At 34.0% G+C, this 23,373-nt stretch carries 29 protein-coding genes and 1 pseudogene; 6 read left to right on the forward strand and 24 right to left on the reverse strand.

Annotation, left to right across the window (positions count from 1 at the left end; all coding sequences use genetic code 11):
* Positions 1-65: 65 nt before the first annotated feature.
* Genes K5S59_RS25050 through K5S59_RS25060 form a run of 3 tightly spaced genes read right to left on the reverse strand, consistent with a single transcriptional unit; the run spans position 66 to position 1,489 of the window.
* Entirely contained in the window at positions 66-359 is a 294-nt protein-coding gene (locus tag K5S59_RS25050) for a putative quinol monooxygenase (protein ID WP_000583826.1), read from the reverse strand.
* A gap of 44 nt (positions 360-403) precedes the next feature.
* Positions 404-1,042, reverse strand: coding sequence for a nitroreductase family protein (locus tag K5S59_RS25055; protein ID WP_000185376.1), 639 nt, complete (start codon positions 1,040-1,042; stop codon positions 404-406).
* Positions 1,043-1,060: 18 nt separating this feature from the next.
* Entirely contained in the window at positions 1,061-1,489 is a 429-nt protein-coding gene (locus tag K5S59_RS25060) for a MarR family winged helix-turn-helix transcriptional regulator (protein ID WP_061676916.1), read from the reverse strand.
* Between the two features lie 264 nt (positions 1,490-1,753).
* Here K5S59_RS25060 and K5S59_RS25065 point away from each other — a divergent pair, with 264 nt between their 5' ends.
* A complete protein-coding gene (locus K5S59_RS25065) occupies positions 1,754-3,697 on the forward strand; it encodes an elongation factor G (protein WP_212982174.1) in 1,944 nt (647 codons plus the stop codon).
* A gap of 31 nt (positions 3,698-3,728) precedes the next feature.
* Here the strand turns inward: K5S59_RS25065 and K5S59_RS25070 are convergent, their stop codons facing one another.
* The 8 genes and pseudogenes from K5S59_RS25070 to K5S59_RS25105 all read right to left on the reverse strand — a co-directional run bounded on the left by K5S59_RS25070 (position 3,729) and on the right by K5S59_RS25105 (position 9,013).
* Positions 3,729-4,388, reverse strand: a complete 660-nt coding sequence (locus K5S59_RS25070; protein WP_000679141.1) for a hypothetical protein — start codon at positions 4,386-4,388, stop codon at positions 3,729-3,731.
* Positions 4,375-4,881 (reverse strand): NUDIX hydrolase, encoded by a 507-nt coding sequence (locus tag K5S59_RS25075; protein ID WP_120450405.1) that lies wholly within the window; start codon positions 4,879-4,881, stop codon positions 4,375-4,377. Before K5S59_RS25075 ends, K5S59_RS25070 begins: the two co-directional genes overlap by 14 nt.
* A 360-nt stretch (positions 4,882-5,241) precedes the next feature.
* Complete coding sequence (locus K5S59_RS25080; protein ID WP_000202111.1) at positions 5,242-5,535, reverse strand: YfzA family protein; 294 nt, start codon at positions 5,533-5,535, stop codon at positions 5,242-5,244.
* Positions 5,536-5,564: 29 nt separating this feature from the next.
* A complete protein-coding gene (locus K5S59_RS25085) occupies positions 5,565-6,182 on the reverse strand; it encodes an ABC-2 transporter permease (protein WP_000933342.1) in 618 nt (205 codons plus the stop codon).
* Positions 6,170-7,042 (reverse strand): ABC transporter ATP-binding protein, encoded by an 873-nt coding sequence (locus K5S59_RS25090; protein ID WP_000432454.1) that lies wholly within the window; start codon positions 7,040-7,042, stop codon positions 6,170-6,172. Before K5S59_RS25090 ends, K5S59_RS25085 begins: the two co-directional genes overlap by 13 nt.
* Positions 7,030-7,419 (reverse strand): GntR family transcriptional regulator, encoded by a 390-nt coding sequence (locus K5S59_RS25095; protein ID WP_120450407.1) that lies wholly within the window; start codon positions 7,417-7,419, stop codon positions 7,030-7,032. The genes K5S59_RS25090 and K5S59_RS25095 overlap by 13 nt, the downstream gene beginning before the upstream one ends.
* A 437-nt stretch (positions 7,420-7,856) precedes the next feature.
* Positions 7,857-7,946 (reverse strand): annotated as a pseudogene (locus K5S59_RS25100) (SMI1/KNR4 family protein); the annotation flags it as partial.
* 41 nt (positions 7,947-7,987) lie between these two features.
* Positions 7,988-9,013 (reverse strand): SDR family oxidoreductase, encoded by a 1,026-nt coding sequence (locus K5S59_RS25105; RefSeq protein ID WP_000697706.1) that lies wholly within the window; start codon positions 9,011-9,013, stop codon positions 7,988-7,990.
* A gap of 169 nt (positions 9,014-9,182) precedes the next feature.
* Here K5S59_RS25105 and K5S59_RS25110 point away from each other — a divergent pair, with 169 nt between their 5' ends.
* Positions 9,183-9,938, forward strand: coding sequence for a CPBP family intramembrane glutamic endopeptidase (locus K5S59_RS25110; protein WP_220784098.1), 756 nt, complete (start codon positions 9,183-9,185; stop codon positions 9,936-9,938).
* Between the two features lie 183 nt (positions 9,939-10,121).
* Here K5S59_RS25110 and K5S59_RS25115 read toward each other — a convergent pair whose 3' ends face one another.
* The 6 genes from K5S59_RS25115 to K5S59_RS25140 all read right to left on the reverse strand — a co-directional run bounded on the left by K5S59_RS25115 (position 10,122) and on the right by K5S59_RS25140 (position 13,971).
* The gene (locus K5S59_RS25115) at positions 10,122-11,063 is read right to left on the reverse strand and encodes a serine hydrolase domain-containing protein (RefSeq protein WP_098257724.1); all 942 of its coding nucleotides are present in this window, start codon (positions 11,061-11,063) and stop codon (positions 10,122-10,124) included.
* Positions 11,064-11,086: 23 nt separating this feature from the next.
* A complete protein-coding gene (locus tag K5S59_RS25120; RefSeq protein WP_120450409.1) occupies positions 11,087-11,977 on the reverse strand; it encodes an AraC family transcriptional regulator in 891 nt (296 codons plus the stop codon).
* Between the two features lie 161 nt (positions 11,978-12,138).
* A complete protein-coding gene (locus tag K5S59_RS25125; protein WP_098257726.1) occupies positions 12,139-12,648 on the reverse strand; it encodes a nucleoside deaminase in 510 nt (169 codons plus the stop codon).
* Positions 12,649-12,888: 240 nt separating this feature from the next.
* Positions 12,889-13,062 (reverse strand): hypothetical protein, encoded by a 174-nt coding sequence (locus tag K5S59_RS25130; RefSeq protein ID WP_000367555.1) that lies wholly within the window; start codon positions 13,060-13,062, stop codon positions 12,889-12,891.
* Positions 13,063-13,081: 19 nt separating this feature from the next.
* On the reverse strand, positions 13,082-13,552 hold the full coding sequence (locus K5S59_RS25135; RefSeq protein ID WP_098257727.1) for a GNAT family N-acetyltransferase: 471 nt from the start codon (positions 13,550-13,552) through the stop codon (positions 13,082-13,084).
* 17 nt (positions 13,553-13,569) lie between these two features.
* Positions 13,570-13,971, reverse strand: coding sequence for a DUF3980 domain-containing protein (locus K5S59_RS25140; RefSeq protein WP_002072183.1), 402 nt, complete (start codon positions 13,969-13,971; stop codon positions 13,570-13,572).
* 96 nt (positions 13,972-14,067) lie between these two features.
* Between K5S59_RS25140 and K5S59_RS25145 the strand changes: the two genes are divergently transcribed.
* The gene (locus tag K5S59_RS25145) at positions 14,068-14,520 is read left to right on the forward strand and encodes an NUDIX hydrolase (protein WP_000624010.1); all 453 of its coding nucleotides are present in this window, start codon (positions 14,068-14,070) and stop codon (positions 14,518-14,520) included.
* Between the two features lie 33 nt (positions 14,521-14,553).
* Here K5S59_RS25145 and K5S59_RS25150 read toward each other — a convergent pair whose 3' ends face one another.
* Positions 14,554-15,465 carry a DMT family transporter gene (locus tag K5S59_RS25150; RefSeq protein ID WP_000832901.1) on the reverse strand — a complete coding sequence of 304 codons (912 nt, stop codon included), beginning with the start codon at positions 15,463-15,465 and terminating at the stop codon, positions 14,554-14,556.
* Positions 15,466-15,589: 124 nt separating this feature from the next.
* Between K5S59_RS25150 and pdxR the strand changes: the two genes are divergently transcribed.
* Together pdxR and K5S59_RS25160 are read left to right on the forward strand one after the other, a co-directional pair.
* Positions 15,590-17,032, forward strand: coding sequence for a MocR-like pyridoxine biosynthesis transcription factor PdxR (gene pdxR / locus K5S59_RS25155; protein ID WP_098257728.1), 1,443 nt, complete (start codon positions 15,590-15,592; stop codon positions 17,030-17,032).
* An 81-nt stretch (positions 17,033-17,113) separates the two neighbouring features.
* Complete coding sequence (locus tag K5S59_RS25160; RefSeq protein WP_000708776.1) at positions 17,114-17,554, forward strand: YaiI/YqxD family protein; 441 nt, start codon at positions 17,114-17,116, stop codon at positions 17,552-17,554.
* 86 nt (positions 17,555-17,640) lie between these two features.
* On the opposite strand, the gene K5S59_RS25165 is transcribed toward K5S59_RS25160, so the two are convergent.
* Complete coding sequence (locus K5S59_RS25165) at positions 17,641-17,955, reverse strand: DUF3892 domain-containing protein (RefSeq protein ID WP_120450411.1); 315 nt, start codon at positions 17,953-17,955, stop codon at positions 17,641-17,643.
* Between the two features lie 241 nt (positions 17,956-18,196).
* Here K5S59_RS25165 and K5S59_RS25170 point away from each other — a divergent pair, with 241 nt between their 5' ends.
* On the forward strand, positions 18,197-19,069 hold the full coding sequence (locus K5S59_RS25170) for a hypothetical protein (RefSeq protein WP_098257729.1): 873 nt from the start codon (positions 18,197-18,199) through the stop codon (positions 19,067-19,069).
* Positions 19,070-19,187: 118 nt separating this feature from the next.
* Here the strand turns inward: K5S59_RS25170 and K5S59_RS25175 are convergent, their stop codons facing one another.
* The 5 genes from K5S59_RS25175 to K5S59_RS25195 all read right to left on the reverse strand — a co-directional run bounded on the left by K5S59_RS25175 (position 19,188) and on the right by K5S59_RS25195 (position 23,372).
* Complete coding sequence (locus K5S59_RS25175; RefSeq protein WP_098257730.1) at positions 19,188-20,012, reverse strand: DUF2785 domain-containing protein; 825 nt, start codon at positions 20,010-20,012, stop codon at positions 19,188-19,190.
* Positions 20,013-20,288: 276 nt separating this feature from the next.
* Positions 20,289-20,831 (reverse strand): GrpB family protein, encoded by a 543-nt coding sequence (locus K5S59_RS25180; protein ID WP_120450413.1) that lies wholly within the window; start codon positions 20,829-20,831, stop codon positions 20,289-20,291.
* Positions 20,832-20,874: 43 nt separating this feature from the next.
* Entirely contained in the window at positions 20,875-21,543 is a 669-nt protein-coding gene (locus tag K5S59_RS25185; RefSeq protein WP_001080547.1) for a nucleoside/nucleotide kinase family protein, read from the reverse strand.
* A gap of 133 nt (positions 21,544-21,676) precedes the next feature.
* Complete coding sequence (locus K5S59_RS25190; RefSeq protein ID WP_098257731.1) at positions 21,677-22,420, reverse strand: metallophosphoesterase family protein; 744 nt, start codon at positions 22,418-22,420, stop codon at positions 21,677-21,679.
* Positions 22,421-22,433: 13 nt separating this feature from the next.
* Positions 22,434-23,372, reverse strand: a complete 939-nt coding sequence (locus K5S59_RS25195) for an aminoglycoside phosphotransferase family protein (protein WP_098257732.1) — start codon at positions 23,370-23,372, stop codon at positions 22,434-22,436.
* Position 23,373 lies beyond the last annotated feature (1 nt).

Genomic DNA, 23,373 nt, shown 5'->3' on the forward strand with positions numbered 1-23,373 from the left:
ATTTTATAGGGTTCAGTTCACTATAAGCTAAAGTCATCTTTTTTATTATATTATATTATATTATATTATTTTACTAACTCTCCATTATAAGCTTTTATATCAAGAGGAGCAGTTAAAAATTGTTTTACTTTACTAACGAAAGATGTGAAGTGTTCACTCGTATTATGACTCGCAACTGCCTCTGCATCTTTCCATACTTCTACCATCGTATATACATTTTCTTTTTCTGTATCTTTATAAAGGTCATAAGATACATTTCCACTTTCTTCTCTTGAACTATGAATAAGCGGACGAATTTCTTCTAAAAATGATTGTTGTTTTGCTGGATCTACTTGAAATATTGCGTGAATAATAATCATGGTGTTTCCCCTCTCATATCTCACTTATTTCTGTATTTATAAAATTACTTCCACTCAGCAACTTTTTCAATTGGAAGGCGTACGGATTGGTAACCACTGTCAGCAGCTTTTCCGATTGAAATTAACATTACTGGTACGTGACGTTCTTTATCTAATCCGAATGCTTCTGCGATTTGGTCTTTTTCAAATCCACCAATTGGGCAAGTGTCATAACCGTGAGCACGAGCTGCTAGCATAAATTGCATTGCTACAAGACCACCGTCAATTAGTACTGTATCTTTCATTACGTCTGGTGTAACCATTGAGAAGTAACCTGAAAGTTTTTTCATTTGATCTTCTTTTACTTCAGCTGGCATTAAACCGCGCTCTACTGCTGTACCGTAAATTTCTTCTGCGTTATCAAAGTTGTTTAAATCACCAAATACAGCAATCATCGCTGAAGATGTTTCTACTTGAGATTGATTAAATTTCGCAAGTGGCGCAAGTGTTGCTTTCGCTTCGTCACTTTCAATCACTAAAAATCTCCATGGTTGCATGTTTACTGAAGATGGTGCAAGTGTTGCTTCTGTAAGAATTTCTGTCATTTCTTCTTTGCTAATTTTCACGGAAGGATCGTACTTACGAATTGAACGGCGTCCTGTTAAAATTTCGTTAAAATCATTTGTTTTTACTGAGTTAGTCATAGTTGTATTCTCCCTTTTTTAAAGTTCTTTTATATTTTCTTGAATGTGATTTAACACATTTAAAAGATTATCGCGCTGTTCTTCACTTAATCCTTTAAATGCTGAAGCTGCAAAACGTTCTTTTTCCTCTTGAAACGCCTGAATTTTATTTCGTCCCTCTTCAGTAAGAGACACTAACGTAATTCTGTTATCGTCTGGATTTTTACGTCTTACTATCATTTCATTTGCCTCTAGCTGCTTTAAATGTCTTGTAATCGCAGCATTGTCAATATTCACTTCTTGTTGAAGTGCTTTTTGACTTATTTCACCTACTTCATATAACTGAAGTATAAGCTCTAATCGAGACTGGCTCATACCCGTACACCCTTCAAACTTCGAACTTACTTCTTTATTTAGAAAGTGTAATTTATATAAAATAATCGCTTCTTTTGAGCATGAACTTGTCAAACTACCCCTCCTTTACATACAAAACAAAGATGTTTGATGTATCAATAGTTGATATGTCAATTAATATAATCTATATCGATTTAGAATGCAAGCATTTTGTTTTCATTTATATTTTTCCAAATTAAGGCGCTTTGTCGCGTTACAAATAATGTTAATTGCACTATAATAGTACTAATTCAAATGACTGGAGAGTGATTGTAATGCGGCAATACACAAATAGAAATGAGGAATTAAAAATGGAAAATGAAATGAGGATATTCACATATGACAACAATAAATATAGGGATTGTCGCGCACGTAGACGCTGGCAAGACGAGTTTGACTGAGCGTATTCTTTATGAAACGAATGTGATTAATGAAATTGGCCGAGTAGATAGTGGTAATACGCAAACTGACTCAATGGATTTAGAAAGACAGCGCGGAATTACGATTAAAGCATCTGTCGTTTCTTTCTGTATCAATGACTTAAAAGTAAATGTTATAGATACACCTGGACACGCTGATTTTATCGCTGAAGTGGAGCGATCATTCCGCGTTCTAGACGGTGCAATCTTAGTTATTTCTGCTGTTGAAGGTGTGCAAGCACAAACAAAAATTTTAATGCGGACATTACAGAAACTAAACATACCAACAATATTATTCGTAAATAAAATTGATCGTAGCGGTGCAAATACTGAAAAAGTTATGAAGCAAATAAAAGAGATTCTTTCAAATGAAGCATTCCCCTTCTACTCTGCCCTAAACGAAGGAACGAAAGAAGCCCGTATCATTGCATACAAATCATATGACGATTGTATAGAACTGCTAGCACCATATAATGAATCTTTACTTGAGTCATACGTAAATAACGAAATTGTACCGGAAACACTATTAAGAGAAGAACTCATTAAACAAATAACGCAAGCAAATGTGTTCCCTATCTTTTTCGGTTCAGCTATGACAGGTATGGGAGTAACTGAACTGCTCGAAAATATTTCAGACTTAATTCCAGCTAAAAATCCGGCAGAACATGAAATATTATCCGGTGTTGTTTTTAAAATTGAACGTGAACCTTCTGGGGAAAAGATTGCATATATAAGAGTTTTTTCTGGTCGTTTACATGTTAGAAAATATGTTTATATACAGCGCGGGGAAGCTCTAGCACATAAAGAAAAGATTAAGAAAATATGTATGTTTCATAACGGAAATGCCGTTCAAGCTTCTATCGTTCCTAGCGGAGAATTTTCCAAAGTGTGGGGACTAAATGATATTAAAATTGGTGATATTATCGGTGAACGGACTCTTTATATAAGAGACATTCACTTTGCCGAACCACAAATGGAAGCTGTTATTGAAGCATTACCAAAAGAACGAATCCATGATCTATACGCTGCGCTTATGGAGCTATGTGAAGAAGATCCGCTCATTAAAGTGTGGAAAGATGATGTTCATAATGAACTATATATTCGCCTTTTCGGTGAAGTACAAAAAGAGGTAATTGAAACAACTCTTTTTGAGAAATATAATTTGCAAGTTACTTTCTCAAATACGCGTGTCGTATGTATTGAGAAACCCATTGGCATAGGGAATAGCATTGAAGTAATGGGCGAAAAAGCGAATCCATTTTACGCAACAATTGGTTTTAAAATCAAACGTGGTGAGCTTAACTCTGGCATAACATATAACTTAGGCGTTGAACTTGGATCATTGCCTTTAGCATTTCATAAAGCGATTGAAGATACTGTATTTCAAACGTTAAATCAAGGTTTGTACGGATGGGAAGTTACGGACATTATCGTCACGTTAACCCATACAGGTTATGCTAGTCCTGTTACTACAGCGAGTGACTTTAGAAACTTAACACCACTCGTTTTAATGAATGCTTTAAAGCAAGCTGAAACATGTGTATATGAACCTGTAAACGAATTTGAATTAACTGTACCGGAACATACAATTAGTACTGCAATGTATAAACTAGCTGCTATTCCAGCAACTTTTGCAGAGCCTATATTCAATAATGATTCTTACCAGTTAACTGGGTCATTACCTGTTGCGAAAACAGAGAATTTTAAACGAATGCTTCATTCATTCACTGAAGGAGAAGGTATATTTACAACGAAGCCAGCTGGTTTTATAAAACTGACGGGTCCCTTTCCTATTCGAAAACGCGTTGATTATAATCCGCTGAATCGTAAGGATTATTTGCTCCATGTTTTGAAGGCTTATTAAAGTAAAAGAGGTGCAAATTGCACCTCTTTTTTTATGTATTGATAGGTTGGTTTGTCCTAATAACTTCTTTAAGTTTTTTTATTATATTTGCTATCGCCTCAATTGAATTCTCTGTTTCATATTCCCCAACATTTACAGAATGAGTTGCATTTTTGACAACTTGGATCTGTAAATTTGTTTTATATAACGGATCGATTTGATCTGCATTATATTGGTGATCTTTATCTCCAATTACTAATAACCCTTCATGACGACTATGTAAAATCGAATCAAAAATTGAATCAAAAGTAAGCAAAGGTGTAAGTAGTATCATCTTTGACTTTGCAAACTCTTCTCTCTTCATTAAATCATTTGCAATCGGAATTGTTCCTAGTGACTTCCCTAAAAACATCGTCTCGTTGTATTGCTCACCTTTTAATACTTCCTTCATTATAGGATTAATATCATCCATCATTACTTTCGTTATTTCTTCCATTGGTTTATTCATTACTTGTTCGTCATAAGAATAATGAATATGTACTACATCTATTTTATTTTCGAGCATAAGCATCGTCGCATAATAAAATAACGGTTTATCGTAATTGTATCCCGAGCCTGAAAACATAAAGCATACTGTATTAGAACCTTTTTCAATATGTGTATACGGAATTACTTTTCCTTCTATAAGAATTTCTTTTTTAGTCCCTTTCATCCTTTTCCCCTCCCATACATTTACTTTTGTAAAATGATATGATATGTTCTGTATGAACTAATACATCCTTTACTTTCTCTTTTATAAATGATGGCTGTAAGTTATATGTATCTAACTCTTCTACCGGCACCCACTTAAAGAAATACGTTCTACCTTCTTCTTCCAAAACATATTGCTCCGCTCCATTCGCAGGTAATTGTTTCAGCTCTACTTCATAGTAAAAACTAATTTCATGAAACTTTCGTTCAGAAAGTGTAAAGAAATTTTCTACCGACCATATTAATCTCTTCACCTCAATAGGAACCGCTAACTCTTCCGCAAGTTCTCGTGTTAACGCGTCTTCACTATTTTCTAGCATTTTCACTCTTCCGCCTGGTACATACCAAAAATCTTCACCGTCACCTTGCAGAATGAGTATTTTATTATTCTGTTTACAAATTGCTCCGACTCGGTAATTAAAACATGTTTCCTCTACTTTAAATGTTAGATCCACACCATTTCCCCTTATATTTCATTTGAAAATCGCTATAAAACTATTATGTATGTACTGCACAAATAAGATTACTGATTTTTTCCATTTCTTTCAATGATTTTTTAACTTTCCAAAAACAATACACATCATTTATCATCACAAGTATAAATACATATGTCACAATCACTGCATACACTAGAGAAGCATTATGGGGGACGAATGGAAACATTGTCAATATACAAAACTGAAAAATCAAATAATTCCTAAGGAATCATTATAAAAGATAAAGTAAAACTTCAATAAATGGAGTTTTATCTTTCCTCTGTTGTTTTTAAATATTGTTAAGACATTATTAAAAAAGATGCAAGGTCAACTTATGTGCTAATTAATTTTTTTTCTAGAAAAAGCGTCTTTTATTACACTTGTTAATACATTTAGGAATAGTAAAATAGCCATAACTACCGTTAATACGTTAAATTGCTTTGTTTTATAAGGAGCGAACCATTCCGTAAAGAACTCTGAATTAACGAGACGATCCCCAACTCCTCCTTCCTTGAAGTTCGGTATCCACGAATTCATATCAAGGATGATAAAAATTAGTTGCATAACGAAAAATGCTCCAAGAGTTTTTAGCCAATTTCGTATTCGAATAGGACGCCATTTTTTTGATGTCATGTAAATGATCCTCCTTTTAGAACTTGCTATTAAAGGGCCTTGTTCTGATAGATACGAATAGATAATATCCATGAAACCCCATAGCACCCTACTGCTATGACAGCAAATATAAGAAATAATTTCAAATCTGAAATCTCTTTTAAAAAGGTCAGTACGCCATTAGCATATTTATTTAATAAATATGGAGTATTTCGCATTAAATATATAACTCCAATAGATAAAAATATAAAAACTGGTACCAGTGTTTTCACTTTAAATGCAACAAAAAATGGGATGTAAAATGCAGTAATCAGCATGACTGCCAAGAAGCCTAGGATGTAACTTTCTAAGGAAAGTTGAAATTCCATGCTGTCTAAAATGAAATATTTCCCAACCAAACAAAATGGAATGATTACTATTGTAAAAAATAAGGTTCCAACGTATTTTGAACTTATAATTTCCTTCCTAGTATACGGTAATGAGTTTACTAAAATATTAGCATTATCTTTATCATCAGATTGATATGTGTTAATTACAAAAACGGCACTACAAATGATTATGACATATGCAACATCCATGCCGGCCCACAAATAGGTAACTAAAAATAAGAGATAAGCAGGTAAAAAAGTTTTTTGTAAAATCAAATCCTTTTTAATTAAATTAAGCATCTTGACTCCCCCTTTTTCATGAAATACATAATATCCTCTAAACTTGGTTTTTCAATCACCACTTCTTTATTAAATAAAGTTTCGATAGAATTTACATTTTCAATCAATCCCTCGAAACCTGTATTTGCCTTACATACAGATATAAATTCACGCTCAGTATCAAAATCTAACATATCTAGTGGTCCTTTGACCAAAATATAATCTTCTGCAATGGCATAAATATCTTTTGTAAAAATATGCTTCCCATTTTGAATAAATGTAATATAATCGGCAATGCGGTCTAAATCCGTTGTAATATGAGATGAGAAAAAGATAGTTTTCTCACCATCCTGCATAATATTTTGTAAAACATCCAATAATTCTCTTCTAAATACCGGATCGAGTCCGGAAGTAGGCTCATCCATAATAATTAGTTCAGCATGATGTGAAAGGGCAATTGCAAGAGAGGCTTTCATTTTCATTCCTTTGGAGAATGTTTTCATTTTTTTATTTAATGGTAATTCGAACAGATCTTTATAATATGTAAATTGGTTAAAATCCCATTTTTTATAAGCAGGCGCAATAATTTTAGTAATTTCCTTTAATGTGAGTTCATCATAAAACACATTATCGTCATAAACGAAACCAATTCTTTCTTTAATTCGCTTCGCATCAGTCGAATAGTTCATGCCAAATAAGGAGACATTTCCACTATCCGGGTTCATTAGATTCATAATCATTTTAATCGTTGTAGATTTACCTGATCCATTTCCCCCAATAAAACCCGTAACAAATCCTTTTTTTACTTCCATCGAAAAATTTTTAATTTGAAATCCTTTAAAAGATTTACTGACATTTTGAAGTTCTATTACGTTTTCCAAGAGTTTTCCTCCTCGTATAAAATTGTAAGCATTTCTTTTAGATCATTTAAAGAAACATCCATTTGTTTAGCATTTTGAATCGCTTCACACAACTTTTCTTCAACTGTCTTTAATTTTTTTTCTTTCATAGTTTCAATGTTTTGTTCTGCTACAAAGGACCCCCTTCCGACAATTGAATAAATAAAACCGTCTTTTTCCAGTTCTTCATATGCTCTTTTCGTTGTAATAATACTTACTCTTAAATCTTTTGCTAACTGACGCATTGAAGGAAGAGCATCTCCTTGCCTTAAATCACCTAGTAAAATAAGTTTTTTTATTTGGACGCCAATTTGTTCATAAATAGGTTCCTTTGAAGTGTTCGTAATAACGATTTGCATGCAAATACCTCTTTTTAAAAATATTGTATATATACTTTATATACAATATATACTATCGCATATTGTAAATCAACAGAAAATTTCCAAAATATAGTCACAAACACAATCTAATAATAGTAATTCATACAACTTATTTATACGGGGCTTCCTCATATTTGCTCGACTTTGAGGTGGAAGTCTTACGCGGTATAAAGACTACGTTGTGTTTTAGGCACAGCCGGTAGTGTGAAAGCAATAGAGTTTGAAACAGAAGAACAATCTGAGGGAGTTGATATGAAGTTAGACTGGACTGGAATGAAGATGACGAAGAAGGATTAAAAAAGATGTTTCCTAAGTTATAGGACATGTACGGGGAAGAATCGATAGAGTGGTAGATTTTTTAATTGCAAAAAACGCCTTGTTTCTTTCGTAACAAGGCGTTTTTCATGATACTATGTTTAAATTGTTATCTTCCCACTTTCCCACCACTTCATGAAAGTTTCTAACGAAGGAGCAACCCAAGTTCTACTATTATTTTTATGATTCCATCTTATGTGCAATCAAGTATATTCAAAGGGCTCATCTAAATTTATTGATACCACTTTTCTAACAAATCTTTCTCCCTCTCGCCTGAAATACCTGCTTTTAATTCCCATTCGTCCACACTCTTCATCCACTCATACACATCTGTAACTGTATGTTCTAATCTTCTAAAAGTAAGCCCTTCTTTCACAGCACTATCTATACTAATAGAAAAACCACCTTTCCACGGCTTCGTCTCACCTTCTAATGAAAAAGTTTCTGGAAGCCATAGTGGCATCTCTGTCCAAGGCTGTACTTTATGTTCATTCATAAATGATTCATCTACCCAAACGAATGCAGCATCACTACTCGTAACCTTTTTACACGTATTTAATAGCTCTTCCATCGTCAATTCATAACTTGGACCTGTAACATTGAATATACCTGCTTTATTGTTTTCTGCCATGTTTAGTCCCCAGTTTGCGACGTCTTTTATATCAACTACCTGCACTGGGCGGTCTTTTCTTCCTGGAACTAACACTTCTCCTCCCTTTGCTACACGCCCAATCCAGTATGGAAGCCGGTCTGTATAATCATACATACCTGAAAGAAGTCCTGCTCTTACGTGTAGAACACGCCCCGGCCAATACTTCTCTGCTTCTTTTTCACACAATACTTTCAGCGCACCATAATACTCATAAGGAGAAACTTCACCATTCTCCACAGCCTTTAATTGATCACCCGTAGGTTCAGCTTGTAATATATAATCTTCTTTTATTTGATGCGGAATCCAATCTTTATATACAGAAAGACTTGAAATGAATATATAATGCTTTATATTATCCCGTAACACTTCTCCAACATTTCTAATATGATGCGGAGAAAATCCACACGTGTCGACTACCGCATCCCATTTTCGATTTTCTAAACTTGAAACATCATTATTTCTATCACCAATTAACTGCTCTACTTCAGGAAAAATTTCTTTATTCGTTCCGCGATTAAATAATGTAACTTCATGCCCTCTTTTTAATGCCTCTTCTACAAAAGCTCTTCCTAAAAATCGTGTACCACCTAGAATTAGAATCTTCATTGTTCTCCCCCATTCGTGATTGAAAATCCTTTCTTTTGTTAAACGATTTTTTGCTGTGTAAAGTTACGGGGTTAGTCTAACTTTTTCTACAAGTTCAACATATGTAATTTCCATTTCATATATAATTAAAATATCGGATATTTGATTAATCACTTATACATGTAAGTAGGTGAAAAATATAAATAGAAACATAGTTTATCATTCAACATTATGTATGTATTGCCTTACATCGCTTGTATATATCATCTTACTGAACATAGAAAATGGTCGTAATTACTTAGGGTTTACGATGGTTATTCCGCTTTTAGCTGCTATTTTATATCAGAAATTATATAAGAAACAAAAAATAGTTCATACATTTGGAATTTCACGTCCAAAAATAAGAACTTTGATTTTCTCCATTTTATTCCCAATACTTCTAGGGCTATGTCTGCATTTCTATTTTTATATTTATAATATAAAATTCTTATTTAATTATTGTAATGAATTAGGATTTCTCCTACTCATTGGTCTTACAATTGCTGCTTTGTCTGCATTTTTAGAAGAAATCATATGGCGTGGAAATTTTCATTACCATTTACGAAAAAAATATTCATTAAAACAAACAGCAATCATTACTGCATCGCTTTGGTCTTTATGGCATTTACCAGTATCAATCTTTTATAAAAACTATGGATTATGGTTTGTAGGTATATTAAGCTATCTCTCGTTATTATTTATTTTATCTATAATTTTGACGTATACGAAAGAGTATAGCCGTTCTGTGATAACACCTGCAATTTTACATGGCATGTTCAATGTATTTTATTTAACAGATGGAGTAGAAACAAAATGGGATATTAGCCTAATGGAATTAATTAAATTTATCTTGCTGGTAATTGTGTTTGGCATGATGTATCTAATACATCAAAAAGTTAAAAAATAGTTAAGAGTACCTAAACAAATTATAAAGTACTTCAACACCTTGCAATTATTCAATAATCGTATAGGTGTTGAAGTTTTCTAATCTTAGTTGCTCAACTTAGTTAATACAACACTTTTTTCTATCATGAAGAACAAAACAAGTTTAACTAAAACTTTCATTCTTATTTTTATAAAAATAACCATATTAATCTTTTAAATAAGGAAATATGCACTCTTTAATTAACTTCCATCTATCCCCTGCATTCGGTATAACCTCAGAAGCAATCGCCACCACCAGTTCCTTCTCTGGTACGCAGCAAACCACATTCCCACCATCGCCCATTGCACAGTATGAAAAGATTCCATCCTCTTCTCGTAACCACCATAAGTAACCATATTGATTTTGGTTCATTGTTGTCGATTCTTTTATCCATGATTTTGATAGTATCTGTTTTCCATTATGAATACCCTCATTCAAATATAGCTGTCCAAACTTAGCCATATCTTTAACTGTTAACGTTAGTCCCCAGCCGCCTATCGAAATACCATTTGGATCATGAACCCATCCCTTTACATCTTTTCCGAATAAGTCATCAAATCCAAATGCTTTCATATTGTAGTTTGGAATTTCTCTCATGCCGAGTGGCTGAAATAAGTATTCATTCGCAAATTCACGGACACCTTTTCCTGTTGCGCTCGTAATAATTGCTGATAGTACATGAGCTCCTGCAGATGAGTATTTAAAAGATCCGATTTCTCCGCCATTCCCCATTCTATTAAGTGTATACTGTACCCAATCCTCTTGCGTACATAATTCTTCTAACGGTTCCTGCCAGTCTACGAAAGGATGTGGAGCTGTCATCGTAAGAAGATGACCTACTGTTATTTCAGGTGAATGAACGTTATATTCCGAGAAAAATTCTATTACTTTTTGATCAACACTTTTTATATAGCGCTTATCTATACATATCCCAATTAACGCAGAGATTATCGTTTTTGTAACTGACGCTACATGAAACGCATCATCTGGACTGTAGCCATTATAATAATTTTCAAAAACAACATTACCTCTCTGCACTACTAACATACCATTAATATTTTTGTATTCTTCTTTTATAATACAGTCTAGCTTTTCAGCAGTTTGCATTGTTCTTCCCCCTTAATCAACGATTAAAAAGGTTCGATAGGTACATATATATCAACTATATGTTTCTTTTCCGGGTGCTGCCTTGGGTCATTTTTATACATTTCAAAAGGATATGAATCCCTCGGTTTATATCCGCTATTTGGAAGCCACTCACCATATAAGAAATCCCATGCTCCTTTATATTCATCTTGGAATATTTCAAAATGACCTACCGCATACTTTCCAGAAGGTATTACCATTATTCCAATGTCGCTCGTTTCTACTGCGGATTCATTCGGAATTGTTATACATAAACTAGTTCGTAAATGATTGCCCTCAGTAAATTCATGATGATCGTGATAAATGGTTAATACTTTCGTATGCTCAAATACATGACAGTTTTCCTCCGCTGCGTAATGAAATAATTTCTCTATCATTTTTGGAAAAGCAATCGTTAACTCTTCATATGTACCGATATGTCTTTTGTATGCGACGTTTATATTATCCGCTGTTACAATTTCAACATTTCCTCGAACCTTCTTACACTCATTGTATTGAGAAGTTTCGCTTACGTCTTTGCAATTCTTGCTATTGTCGTTTCGATATTGAGATGGACTTATTCCGTAATGACTTTTAAATGTGCGGGAGAAAACTGCTGAATCTGTGAATCCGAAGTGGTACGCAATATCTGTAATTGTCATATCAAAACGGTATGTAAGTAAATTTGTTGCTCTTTCTAATTTTAATCGGTTTACATACCGTGATAATGGTTCGTCTACTATCCCTTTAAAAATACGATGAAAATGAAACTTTGAAAATCCTGCTACATCCGCTAACTCTTCAATTGAAAGTGAATCATTTATGTGTGATTCTATATAATCTTGCACTTTATAAATGCGTCGTAAGTACTCATTTCTACTTTGTTTACTCTCCATACTTTTATCTCCTCACAACAAAAAAGAGCCATCCTAGAATACTTTTAGGACGGCTTTCTATTAGTAATAGATTCTCCCATATTTTATTGTTAAATTGATATAATTTCACTATATTTTTTAAATTGATGGTAATATGGCAGTATTTTAATTTAAAGAAACAACTATTTTTTTATTGCCTTACGTAAATTAACAACATTGTTTGGATTTAGCTCCCATTGTCTCATAAGTTCTAATTGTCTCGTTTTTAAATCTTTCAATGGTTCTTCCACCATTTCGATTTTATTAAATTTCCCTTCGAATACTAAAGCGTTTTTTATCTTTTTATATCCACCAAAACCTAAGTCATCATTTAGTAACCAGACTACTCTCTGTATTTTTGCAAATAAAATACCGCCTGTACACATTGGACACGGTTCCAACGTGCTATAAATAGTAAACTTCTCATTGTTTATTTTTGCATCAAACATTGCTTGGCCTGCATTACGAATAGCGTCTATCTCTGCGTGAGCTGTTACGTCTCTTTGTGGATGCACTCTATTTCTTCCTCTTGCAATAACACTATTATTTTCATCAACAATAACTGCTCCTACTGGATATGTATTTTCTTTTAATGCCATTTCAGCTTCTTCCAATGCCATCTCTAAAAAATATCTATCTCTTTCAAAATGCATATAAATCCCCTCTTTTGATGAAATTATTTTACAGAAATTGCTTTTGACACCCCACTCGCTTCTATCAAATTAACAAAACAAAAAAGGATATCATTATGTCTGCAACAACGGGACAAGAATGGTGTTTTAATATAAACTTAATTGAATAGAATTTGTGATACAATCCCATCGTCATTAAGCTAAGAAAAACAAATACTCTAAAACGAGAAATTTTGAGGTATCATAAAAATTTTCAAATTTTTAATTCTTGTTTTGACGTTTCTTTTGTATGCTCCCTATAACTCCAAATACAATCGCTACTGCTAAACATACGATTGAGAAAGTTTGTAATACGTTTGTCGAAAAATAGCCTACCCCTAACACTACTGCTAAAACGATTCCTGCTACTAACATTCTTCGTTGCTGCATATCCATGCAATCATTCCTCTTTTATTTACACATTTTTCAAAAACAAAACTCTACTACCGCCGTTCCCATCATAATTTGTATGTACCGATACACCCTCTACCTCATTATCCCCAGCCTCAATTCGAAAACCAATTTCTTGATGAAACAGTATCGACTTTTTGTTAATTGGTGACGTAATTGCTTTTACAACTTTACGATTATTTGCACGAGCGATATCAAAGAAATAAGAATACAATGTCGATGCGATTCCTCTTCTTCTATACTTCGGATTTACACCGATAAAATGAACGTATGCTTCATCTTTATATGTTTGTGAAAAGAATCCGCATAAGAAACCTAACGTTTCGCCATCTTCTTCAATGATAAAACTCGTTTCTTGAAAGTGAACGAAAAACAATTTTGGCAACATGTCAGCCATGTCTCTCCCGCCCCACCAATCATTTAAAACAGAATGAATCTTTACATAATCTTCCCCTTGGATGTTTCTTACTTGCATATATTTCTCCCTCTCACTCACTTCATTTTTTCATATATTTTAATTACGGTTTCTACTAATAGAATGAATACCCAAATCCCGCAAAATACTAGAACAGACTGGAATATCGATCCAATTATCATAACACCAACTGCACCTGTTATTGAAAAAGATATTCCACCAAGCCCTGGATCCTGTATAAATGCTCCAGCAGAAAAAGCGGTTATAATTGATACTATTAAATAAATAACACTCATTATTTTTAATATTTTTATAGAAAGATACGAAGTTTGTTTTTCTTCCACTTGTGATAATTCGATTTCTCCGCTCGCAATTCCTTTTTGCAAACAGTCTTCACATAGAAATTCTTCCTTAATTTTTTTACCACCATGCAATGTACCTGTTATTTCTTTACATCTTGCACATTTTCGATTTATCATGTTGTTACCACTCCAATCTATTAAGATTATACTTATATCACTCTTCATTTACCTTAATATCCCTTTTATGTATTTTATAGAGAAAGGTCGTGTTTTATGATTTCGAAACTTACATTTGGCTCGAAAAAATCTACTGTTCATTATGTATTAAGACCTAGTTGTTATGCGATTATTTTCCATTCATCTTCTTCAATGATTGCTGTTATCCAAAAAGGAGACCGTTACTTTTTACCTGGTGGCGGTATGGAAGGTAATGAAACAAAAGAAGAATCTTTGCACCGTGAACTACTAGAGGAATTAGGATGGGCAATTGAAATTGATCAATATATCGGTAATGCCGCACGATATTTTTATGCAGAAAAGGAAGATACATATTATTTGAATGATGGTTTCTTTTATATTGCGAACATGGTGCAGAAACAAACTGAAAATTGTGAGGAGGATCATGTTCTAAGGTGGATGTCTCCTTTACATACTGTAGAGCTTCTCATTCATGACCATCAAAAATGGGCTGTTGAACAAGCGCTGTTATTACGAAATAAAAAATGATCTCCTTCTATATGAAGGAGATCATTTTTACTACTAACTTACTTTTTTCAAATTGAGAGCAGGCTTTTTCATTCCACCTTTTTTTACAACATATAAGCCAATGAAAATAATAAGTCCGCCAACGAGTTGCATCATATTAATTTGCTCCCCAATTGTTACTGCCGCAAAGATAACTGCGAATAATGGTACGAGATACATATAAACCATTACTTTTGTTGAGCCTATTTGACTAATACCGACATACCACATTGCTAGTCCGAAGATGGTTGCAAAGATGATTGAATATGCTAGTGATCCCCAGCTTGGCGTATCTACTGGCCACGTTAAAGTATTTACGTTGAATAAACAGTATATAACTAGTGGTACAATTCCAATTAAAGTAGACCATGATGTGACTCTCATTGCGGAGTATTTTGTAATAAGAGGTTGCGCTAAAATTGGATACCATCCCCACGCAATTGCTGCGACTAATCCAATTATATTCCCAAGCCACGCATACTCGTAAGTAGCTCCTCCTGTATGTCCTGTTAATAAAACGAATGCTGCACCAATAAACGCTACTATTGAACCAATTTGTACTTTCATCGAAAAACGTTCTTGTTTGTGCAATACTGCTAATATCCCTGTAAATATAGGTGACATCGCAATTAATAATGAGGCGTTCGTTGCTGAAGTATATTTCACAGATAGCATAAACATCGTTTGATACATTGCCGTACCAACGATACCGACTGCTACTAGTCGTAACCAATCTTTTCTTTCAATACGTAATGAGCGTTCCATTAAAAATGTAATAAGTAATAATACCGGAGATGCTACTAAAAATCGTAAACTATTAAATTGAATGGATGACATATATGCCACGCCATACTTTCCAATTGTATAATTCGCTCCCCATACTAATGCTACTGATACTAGGAGCCACTCCATTTTCCATCGTTTCATCCGAATCTCCCCTTCCATATTTAGCATAGTAAAATTGGCTGGATATAGCACCGTCCAATTGGCTGTTTTTTTCCCCAGCCAATTTGTTATACTTAATGTATATAAGAGATGCGGAGGCGTTTGTATGGAATGGAAGCTAGATAACGACAGTAAAATCCCAATTTATCAGCAAGTAGTTGACTTTATTGAGAAACGTATTACATACGGAGAACTTCCTCCTGGAAGCTTCCTCCCTTCCGAACGGAAATTAGCTACGCAGTTAAATGTAAACCGAAGTACGGTAACGACTGCTTATAATGAACTACGTGCTATGGGGATTGTGGAAAGTACGACTGGTAAAGGGACACGTGTAAGTACACATATGTGGGGCGTTTCTCCAACATTAACTCCGAACTGGAGAAATTTCGTAGAAGGCGGTACTTTTTTACCAAACTTACCGTTACTTCGCCATATTCGGGCAGAAGTACAACAAAATGAAAATATCATTGATTTCGCAAACGGCGAGCTCGGTTGTAACCTTTATCCTCACGATCAACTACAGACAATTTTACGAGAACAACCGTTAACGCATTCATTAAGTTATGATCATCCGCAAGGCTATCTCCCGCTAAGACAAGCGGTCGTAAAATATATGAAAGAATATTTAAAAGTTGAAGCGACTGAACAATCCATAATGATTACATCTGGCGCACAGCAAGCACTTCACCTTATCGTTCAATGTTTATTAAATCCCGGTGATGCAGTTGCTTTCGAAAGCCCTTCACACTGTTATTCCTTACCGTTATTCCAATCAGCAGGTATCCGTATTTTCCCGTTACCTGTCGATGAACACGGTATTAATCCAGACGATGTGCAAGAATTATATAGAAAGCATCGTATTAAAATGATTTTTTTAAATCCAAACTTCCAAAATCCTACGGGCACAATGCTTCATCCTAACCGTAGAAAAAAACTATTATCACTTTGCGCAGACTTACGAATTGCGATTGTTGAAGATGATCCTTCTAGTTTACTTACGCTAGAAAAAAAACAACCTTGCCCTACTTTGAAATCAATTGATGAAAATGGAACAGTCATTTATGTACATTCCTTATCTAAAATGATTGCACCAGGCTTACGAGTCGGCTGGCTTGTCGCCCCGCAGTCTGTAGTAGAAAGGTTATCTGACGCAAGGCACCAAATGGAATTAGGAATGAGCATATTCCCGCAGTGGCTTATGCAACAATTTTTCGAAACTGTACCATTTCAGTCTCATATCGTACCGTTACGAAAACAATTAGCAGAAAAAAGAGACATTATCGTTCGCGCCCTAAACGAGCAACTTCACGATAAAATCTCTTTTTCAAACCCGACCGGCGGTATATACATATGGGGAAAATTAAAAGAACCGATAAACGAAAAACAACTTATTATGCAAAGTTTAAAACAAGAAATTGCATTTATGCCTGGGAGTATTTTCGGCGCGAAAGATGGTTATATTCGTTTATCTTATGGAAAAGTGAATATTGATCAAATTGAGGAAGGTATTTCTCGTTTGCGTGAGGCTATTTTGGTTTGTGAAAAATAACATGAAATAAAGCTATCTCGTTTGACAAAACCTAAATCTACCATTATTATCAACTCGAACCTAGTCATAGGAGTGATAAAAATGAAAATTTACGTTGATGCAGATGCTTGTCCTGTAAAAGATGTGATTATTTTAGAGGCTACGAATGCAGAAATCCCTGTAACCCTCGTTACTAGCTTTTCTCATTATTCTAATGCAGAGCAGCCAAAAGGTGTGGAAACAATTTATGTTGATTCTGGAGCAGATGCTGCAGATTACCGAATTATGCAGTTAGCAAAAAAAGAAGATTTAATTGTAACGCAAGATTACGGTCTTGCTTCGCTTGCATTAGCAAAAGGCTGTATCGTTCTACACCATAAAGGCTATAAGTATACGAATGATAACATTGAACAATTGTTACAAACACGATATTTAAGTGCAATGGTTCGAAAAAGTGGTAAGCGCACAAAGGGACCGAAACCATTTACAGCAGAAGATAAAGAGAAATTTAGAGCGCTCTTTAAAAGTATGATCGCCCATTAAAGATGAACCTTCTTTTCGCAAGGAAAACTTCGCAACACAAAGAAGAGAATACCCAAATGAACATTCTCTTCTTGAGGTTTACCCGTTTAAAATGAAGGTAAATTATCTAAGTTATTTTCTTTTATTCCATCTGCTTCACTACCTATAATATCTCTACCATACTTATGAAATACGTCCACATGAGCTAACTTCCCTGATTTCGCTTCGCTAAGAGCAGTCATATAATCTAACTCTCTCCCGCTACTTGTTTTAAACGCTATTAAATCCCCATCATCATTTTTACGAACCGCGACAATTTGTTCTGCTCCTGAATTGACTTCATGGTCTACTTCAAATTGAGCTTGCTCTTCTCCTTGATGCAAGTAATCATTATAAACTTTTTCAAAGTCTTTTTCGTCCATAGCCTTCACCTCCAACACATTTTTTTAGTATGGTTGGGAGGTGTTGGTTTTATGTACCTTTTTATTACTTTAACAAGATTATACTCCTCCAAATAAATCATACAGATCATACTTTTAGCCTAATACAAATTTATTTTATAAATCCTTTACTTCATTTAATATAAATTTAAGTGTTAATATTTTCCTGAAAACTTTATAATTTAATATATCGAAACGAACTTTGAAATGGAGAATGGTTAAGATGAATATAGATATTAATCGTTTAACTGATATTTGTTTAGAGTATCAGCAATCTAGATTTTATGTTACTAGAATCCCTAAAGATTTCTTATCAATTGCCCAGAAACGCTTTTCTATACCCACGGATGATCAAATTATTGCTTTTTTAAGTTGTAATTTATTTGGATCTGGAAAGTATGGTGTTTACTTTACGAGTTCGGGTTTATACTGGAAAAATTGGTTATTAGGTAAAGGAAGTTTGAAATGGGATCAATTAAATGAAGTGCAACAAATTGAAATTGATAAAGATGGTTTCTTATCTTTTGATGCACAAAAAAGTTTCAATATTAACGGGAGTGATTATCCCCCACTGTTATTTAAAGAATTACTTATAGCTCTTACGAATTCATTCCAAAATTCAAAACAACATGATATACATCCAGTTATCAAAATGGATGAGATAAAATCAATTTGCTCATTATTTGAAACGCATAATGAATTATTAGAATCTGATAACGGATTATTTGTAGATACTCATATTTCAGACAAAAAGTTAATAGCAATTGAGGCACGATTTATTGTTCCAAAAGAAGAACAGATCATCGCTTTTTTAGATACATCTGTCCTTGGGAATATTGGGAAAGGATCTGATGGAGTATTAATTTGTCAATCAGGTATATATTTTAGAGAAACCTTTGTACACTTATATTTCCCATGGCATATCTTTAAAAATATCCCTATTACTTTGACCTCAGATGAATTTGAAGTTGGGAAAGGAAACATATTTCATCTTCTACATGCTAGAATGCCTAGTGAAGATATTTTATTATTCATCAAGAATTTAAAACAGTATGTGAATAGTTTATATGAAGAGAATCCACAATTACATATTTAATACACTCGTGTATAGTTAAATTTAATAATTCAATTCAACTAAAAAACCGATTATTTTTGTAGAGGGCCTACAAGTATAATCGGTTTTTTAGTCTTATTCTTTTCTTATATTCCCTTTTTTAATACCTACGCAAACCCTTCAAAGTCTCCAATATATCATCTGTAAAGGCTGTACTACCTTCTGTCTCTAAAGCTCTGAAATAAAAACTTCTTAGGAAAGTTCTAATATTTTGTACTAAAATAGCATGCTGCGGATGTCGGATGTCTTCAACCGTTGCTATACTATGTAGCCAATTGCTCCACTCTTCTTCAGTTAAAAGATTTTGGTTACGTAACGACATAATTGGCGCTACTAATCTCTCATCTTCAAAGTGGACATATACGTAATCACTTAATCGAACTTTCTGGCGAACAGCAGCTAATATCGCATATGAAAACTCACGATTTTGTATAGTACGTGCTAAAGCATCGAGTGCATCTGCTGCATGCGCCGTAGAATGTGCCCAGCCTTTTCCTTCTACGTAGCCTCTTACATCTTCTTCTAAATATACATATTCCAGCACTTGTTCTGCTACACTGTACAGTTGCTCTTCCGATAACAACGGTTCTCTCTCATGAACAGATAAAATAAGTGGCGGAATTAATACGGAGAATGCACGTTTAAATACAGAGTCTGTGCCTTTTTCACCAATTTTATAAAATAAATAATCAGGACTAATTGCTTGTAACATTAATCCTCGTAACTCTTTTTGTCTAAATACATCATTTGTAATCCATGTGTGAAGCGTACTATAAATTAAATCATCACGTAATTCCGCATCAGGTGAACCGATATAATCTAGCATCCACTGTGCATATGGATATGCATCTACGTCTTCTGGTACGGCATAATTATTATTTTTAATTTGTAGTAGTTCTTCTTTTAGTTCTAGTACTTCATTCATTATATTTCTTGTCCCCTTTTTACTTTATTAACATATTTTCGCCTTATTCCCTTTAATTTTTTTCATAAAATCAAGTCGATTTTTAGAATCGTTTTTATACCTATCTTTCTATGAACTTGATTCAATTATATATAATTTATCCTGATAAATAAAAGGAAATACATTAGAACATCGCAGTCTTTCACTTGGTTTACATGCATTTCCTGTCAGTTTAAGTTATAAAATACAGTATGTTTTTTCTTTTATATTCAAACGTATTTACAATCAAAAATTAAATCATTTTAGAACTTGTTTAATAAAATCTGTTTTACCTTTTGTATAGGCTTCTCTATCTTCGTTAAATCTTTTAGCTAAATCTTGTTTAAGATTTGAATACTCATAAACTAATTGTGGATTTTCTCGTAAGCGGTTGCGAAATAAAAGTTGTTGCTCCCATCGCTCACTTCCTTTAACCACCAAATGCAGGTGCGCTACACGCCTATTATTCTTAACTTTCACAAAGAACCTTCTCCAAGGTCTTTCATCTAATTCTGGGCTTACATAATGCCAACTATACATGGCCAATTTCGCTGAAATATGTCGTACTCTATCAAATGAGTCTATTTCAGCCATTAAATCAATGATAGGTTTTGCAGGTAAACCAGGTATGGACGTACTTCCTATATGTATTACTTTGCTTATACCGAGAGGAGCAAGCAGTTCATATAGTTGCTGCTCTTCACATCGGCCTTTATCTTGCCAATCAGGATTTGCATTCACTATCTCTACTGACTCATTCGCCCATACAGGCCAATTGTTCGGATTCTCTTTTTTATCCATCCAAAACATCTCCTTTCACGAATTTTTTGCTGTATAAACAATATTAAATTTCTTTAAACACAACTACTGGATCATCAAAGTTATTATTCCGAAATACAACATCCGCATAACTTTTTGGATTATGCTCATCTATATACATCTTACAGGCAGCATGATATCTGTTTAAAAACATTTTCTCTGCTTCTTCATAACTTCCAAAAGCCTCAGTCTCGCGCTTTGCACCACGTTTTCTCGCAATCTCAAAATCTGTATCTACAAAGATTTTGTAATCAAATAAATGCTCAACATCTTTTTTCAATAGAAACGTTCCATCTACTATTAATACCATATTGGATTGAGCCATTAACGGCTCATTATGTACAGGGATATCCGTTTTTAAATTATGAGAAATCGTTTCATATTGTAAATTCCCGTCTGGTCCTAAAGGCTTTAATAATCTTTCTTTAAAAGCTGTATAATCGTGTGCATCTTCGTAATACCCTCTTGCAGACTCTTTTCCTTTTGCATAGCGAATCACTCTTGGATTATGAAAATCATCAATGCTGGCGCGTGTTACTGGTAATCCTCGTTTTTTTATTTCTTCCGCTAGCTCGTTTGCAAATGTTGTTTTTCCTGACGCTGTTATACCACTTACTCCAACTCTTGTTGGATGGGTTACATTTAATTTTAAAATATGATCTGCAATTTCTTTGATTCGTTGTTTTCGGTTCATGGTATTTCCTCCCTACAATCAGTTTACATAACATTATTATGAGTAAGAGTGTATGTCACTATTTGTCGGTAAGTCGATATCCTTTGTCGAATCGTCGATATATCGAAAAAATCGTTGATATATTATGATTGGCTTACTTTCCCTTAAACCCTCGATATAAAGCAGTCCGTAATTCTTGTTTGTATTCTTCAATTTCTGGCATATCGAGTTCTTCTGCTAGCCTGATGGCTAATTCAATATCATACGGTACACGTACGAGTTGAATGGAAAAGCTTGCTGCTTCTTTTTCATTGTAAGTTCCTTCGAATATTAAATAGGAAGCTTGTGTAATTTCAAGTGGATTGCCTACACTACCAGCATTACATAACGTTTTCCCGCTGAAATTTTGAACGAACGCTTGGTGAACGTCACCGTAGCAAACGACATCTGGTTTTCTTTCTCCTTCTATATTCTCTGTAAGCTCACTGTTTTCGAACATACTAATCCGTTCTTCTCTTGAGGCATGTGGTTGAATTCTTTCATATAAACTTCTCGGCGAAGCGTGGAACATACGAATGAGTTTGCCGCTCATAAAAAATTCGATTGAAAATGGTAAGCTTCTTAAATAGTCATTTTGTTCTTCCGATAGTTGTTTTTGATGCCATTTTAACGCCTCAAATTCAGTCGGTTTTGTAATAAAATCATCCCAGTTCCCCATTACAACTCCATCACATTCTTTACGAATGATTTCAATCACTTCGCTAGAATGAGGACCTTTTCCGACTAAATCTCCAAGACAAATGATGTGCTCAATTCCTCTTACTTTAATATCTTTCAGTACAGAATCTAATGCCGGAATATTACCGTGAATATCTGAAATTACCGCTATTTTATCCATATAAATCCCTCCATTACTTATTGTTTATTATATCCTCATGTTGTGATTGATACCATTTTGGAATATAGGATGAAAAATGATTATGATCTTCTAAAATTCCGTTCAATCTTTCCTTCATATCATCTACTAAATGTGGCGTACTTCGGTTTGTCCATACGATATCAGCTGGGAATGTCATTGCTGCATATAATGAGTACAGTCGCCAAAAATGAAGCGATGGTTCGCCTCCGCAATATCCGTGAACTTGTCCAACCGCAAATGGTTTACTTATTCTTGTAGTAAAAATCGCTACGTTATAAAAATCGTGTATTGGGTCGCCAAAATCATATCCTCCAAAATCGATAACGATAAATTCCTTATTATGAATCATACTATTTGCTGGATGGAAGTCATCGTGTAAAAATGTGATTGGACGATTCTTCATTAATTGTTTATGCTCCCCTACAAATCTTAATACTGGTTTCAAATCAAGGAAATCTATTTCATAGTTTGCTAACGCTTCTACGTATCTTTCGTATTTATTCCATCGAACCGTTTCCCATTTATTACTTGCACTTTCTCTTTCAATTGAGTGAATCTTCTTTAATACTTCCCCTGCTTTTCTTCCCGCATTATACTGTTCTTCCACCGTTAACTTCCCTAAACCTTCTTCACCATTTACACCTTGGATCCATTCAAATACTTGAATACATTTATTTAATTCCTCAAGCTTTATGAAATGAATTAACTTAGGCGTTGGAATATGTAATAACTCTAATTGTTTCATATACGTATATTCTTCTTGTTTGCGTTCAAAATGAACAGCATCACATACTTTCACAAAATATGTTACTCTGTTTTCTAATTCTATTTTATATTTCTCTTCATGTGAAAAACCTTTTGAAATAGCTGTACACTTTGCAATACGAGGCCATTCTAGTTTTCCCTCTATCTCTCTAAGCATTTCTTGCACA

It is taken from the genome of Bacillus sp. BML-BC051, from assembly GCF_019656175.1.
Taxonomy (GTDB): Bacteria; Bacillota; Bacilli; order Bacillales; family Bacillaceae_G; genus Bacillus_A; species Bacillus_A mobilis.

Bases quoted from the DNA above. Each gene is read 5' to 3' on its own strand.
- K5S59_RS25050 (WP_000583826.1), bottom strand. From the start codon at position 359: ATGATTATTATTCACGCAATATTTCAAGTAGATCCAGCAAAACAACAA.
- K5S59_RS25055 (WP_000185376.1), bottom strand. From the start codon at position 1,042: ATGACTAACTCAGTAAAAACAAATGATTTTAACGAAATTTTAACAGGA.
- K5S59_RS25065 (WP_212982174.1), top strand. From the start codon at position 1,754: ATGACAACAATAAATATAGGGATTGTCGCGCACGTAGACGCTGGCAAG.
- K5S59_RS25070 (WP_000679141.1), bottom strand. From the start codon at position 4,388: ATGAAAGGGACTAAAAAAGAAATTCTTATAGAAGGAAAAGTAATTCCG.
- K5S59_RS25080 (WP_000202111.1), bottom strand. From the start codon at position 5,535: ATGACATCAAAAAAATGGCGTCCTATTCGAATACGAAATTGGCTAAAA.
- K5S59_RS25085 (WP_000933342.1), bottom strand. From the start codon at position 6,182: ATGCTTAATTTAATTAAAAAGGATTTGATTTTACAAAAAACTTTTTTA.
- K5S59_RS25095 (WP_120450407.1), bottom strand. From the start codon at position 7,419: ATGCAAATCGTTATTACGAACACTTCAAAGGAACCTATTTATGAACAA.
- K5S59_RS25105 (WP_000697706.1), bottom strand. From the start codon at position 9,013: ATGAAGATTCTAATTCTAGGTGGTACACGATTTTTAGGAAGAGCTTTT.
- K5S59_RS25115 (WP_098257724.1), bottom strand. From the start codon at position 11,063: ATGCAAACTGCTGAAAAGCTAGACTGTATTATAAAAGAAGAATACAAA.
- K5S59_RS25120 (WP_120450409.1), bottom strand. From the start codon at position 11,977: ATGGAGAGTAAACAAAGTAGAAATGAGTACTTACGACGCATTTATAAA.
- K5S59_RS25125 (WP_098257726.1), bottom strand. From the start codon at position 12,648: ATGCATTTTGAAAGAGATAGATATTTTTTAGAGATGGCATTGGAAGAA.
- K5S59_RS25130 (WP_000367555.1), bottom strand. From the start codon at position 13,062: ATGGATATGCAGCAACGAAGAATGTTAGTAGCAGGAATCGTTTTAGCA.
- K5S59_RS25135 (WP_098257727.1), bottom strand. From the start codon at position 13,552: ATGCAAGTAAGAAACATCCAAGGGGAAGATTATGTAAAGATTCATTCT.
- K5S59_RS25140 (WP_002072183.1), bottom strand. From the start codon at position 13,971: ATGATAAATCGAAAATGTGCAAGATGTAAAGAAATAACAGGTACATTG.
- K5S59_RS25145 (WP_000624010.1), top strand. From the start codon at position 14,068: ATGATTTCGAAACTTACATTTGGCTCGAAAAAATCTACTGTTCATTAT.
- K5S59_RS25150 (WP_000832901.1), bottom strand. From the start codon at position 15,465: ATGAAACGATGGAAAATGGAGTGGCTCCTAGTATCAGTAGCATTAGTA.
- pdxR (WP_098257728.1), top strand. From the start codon at position 15,590: ATGGAATGGAAGCTAGATAACGACAGTAAAATCCCAATTTATCAGCAA.
- K5S59_RS25160 (WP_000708776.1), top strand. From the start codon at position 17,114: ATGAAAATTTACGTTGATGCAGATGCTTGTCCTGTAAAAGATGTGATT.
- K5S59_RS25165 (WP_120450411.1), bottom strand. From the start codon at position 17,955: ATGGACGAAAAAGACTTTGAAAAAGTTTATAATGATTACTTGCATCAA.
- K5S59_RS25170 (WP_098257729.1), top strand. From the start codon at position 18,197: ATGAATATAGATATTAATCGTTTAACTGATATTTGTTTAGAGTATCAG.
- K5S59_RS25175 (WP_098257730.1), bottom strand. From the start codon at position 20,012: ATGAATGAAGTACTAGAACTAAAAGAAGAACTACTACAAATTAAAAAT.
- K5S59_RS25180 (WP_120450413.1), bottom strand. From the start codon at position 20,831: ATGGATAAAAAAGAGAATCCGAACAATTGGCCTGTATGGGCGAATGAG.
- K5S59_RS25185 (WP_001080547.1), bottom strand. From the start codon at position 21,543: ATGAACCGAAAACAACGAATCAAAGAAATTGCAGATCATATTTTAAAA.
- K5S59_RS25190 (WP_098257731.1), bottom strand. From the start codon at position 22,420: ATGGATAAAATAGCGGTAATTTCAGATATTCACGGTAATATTCCGGCA.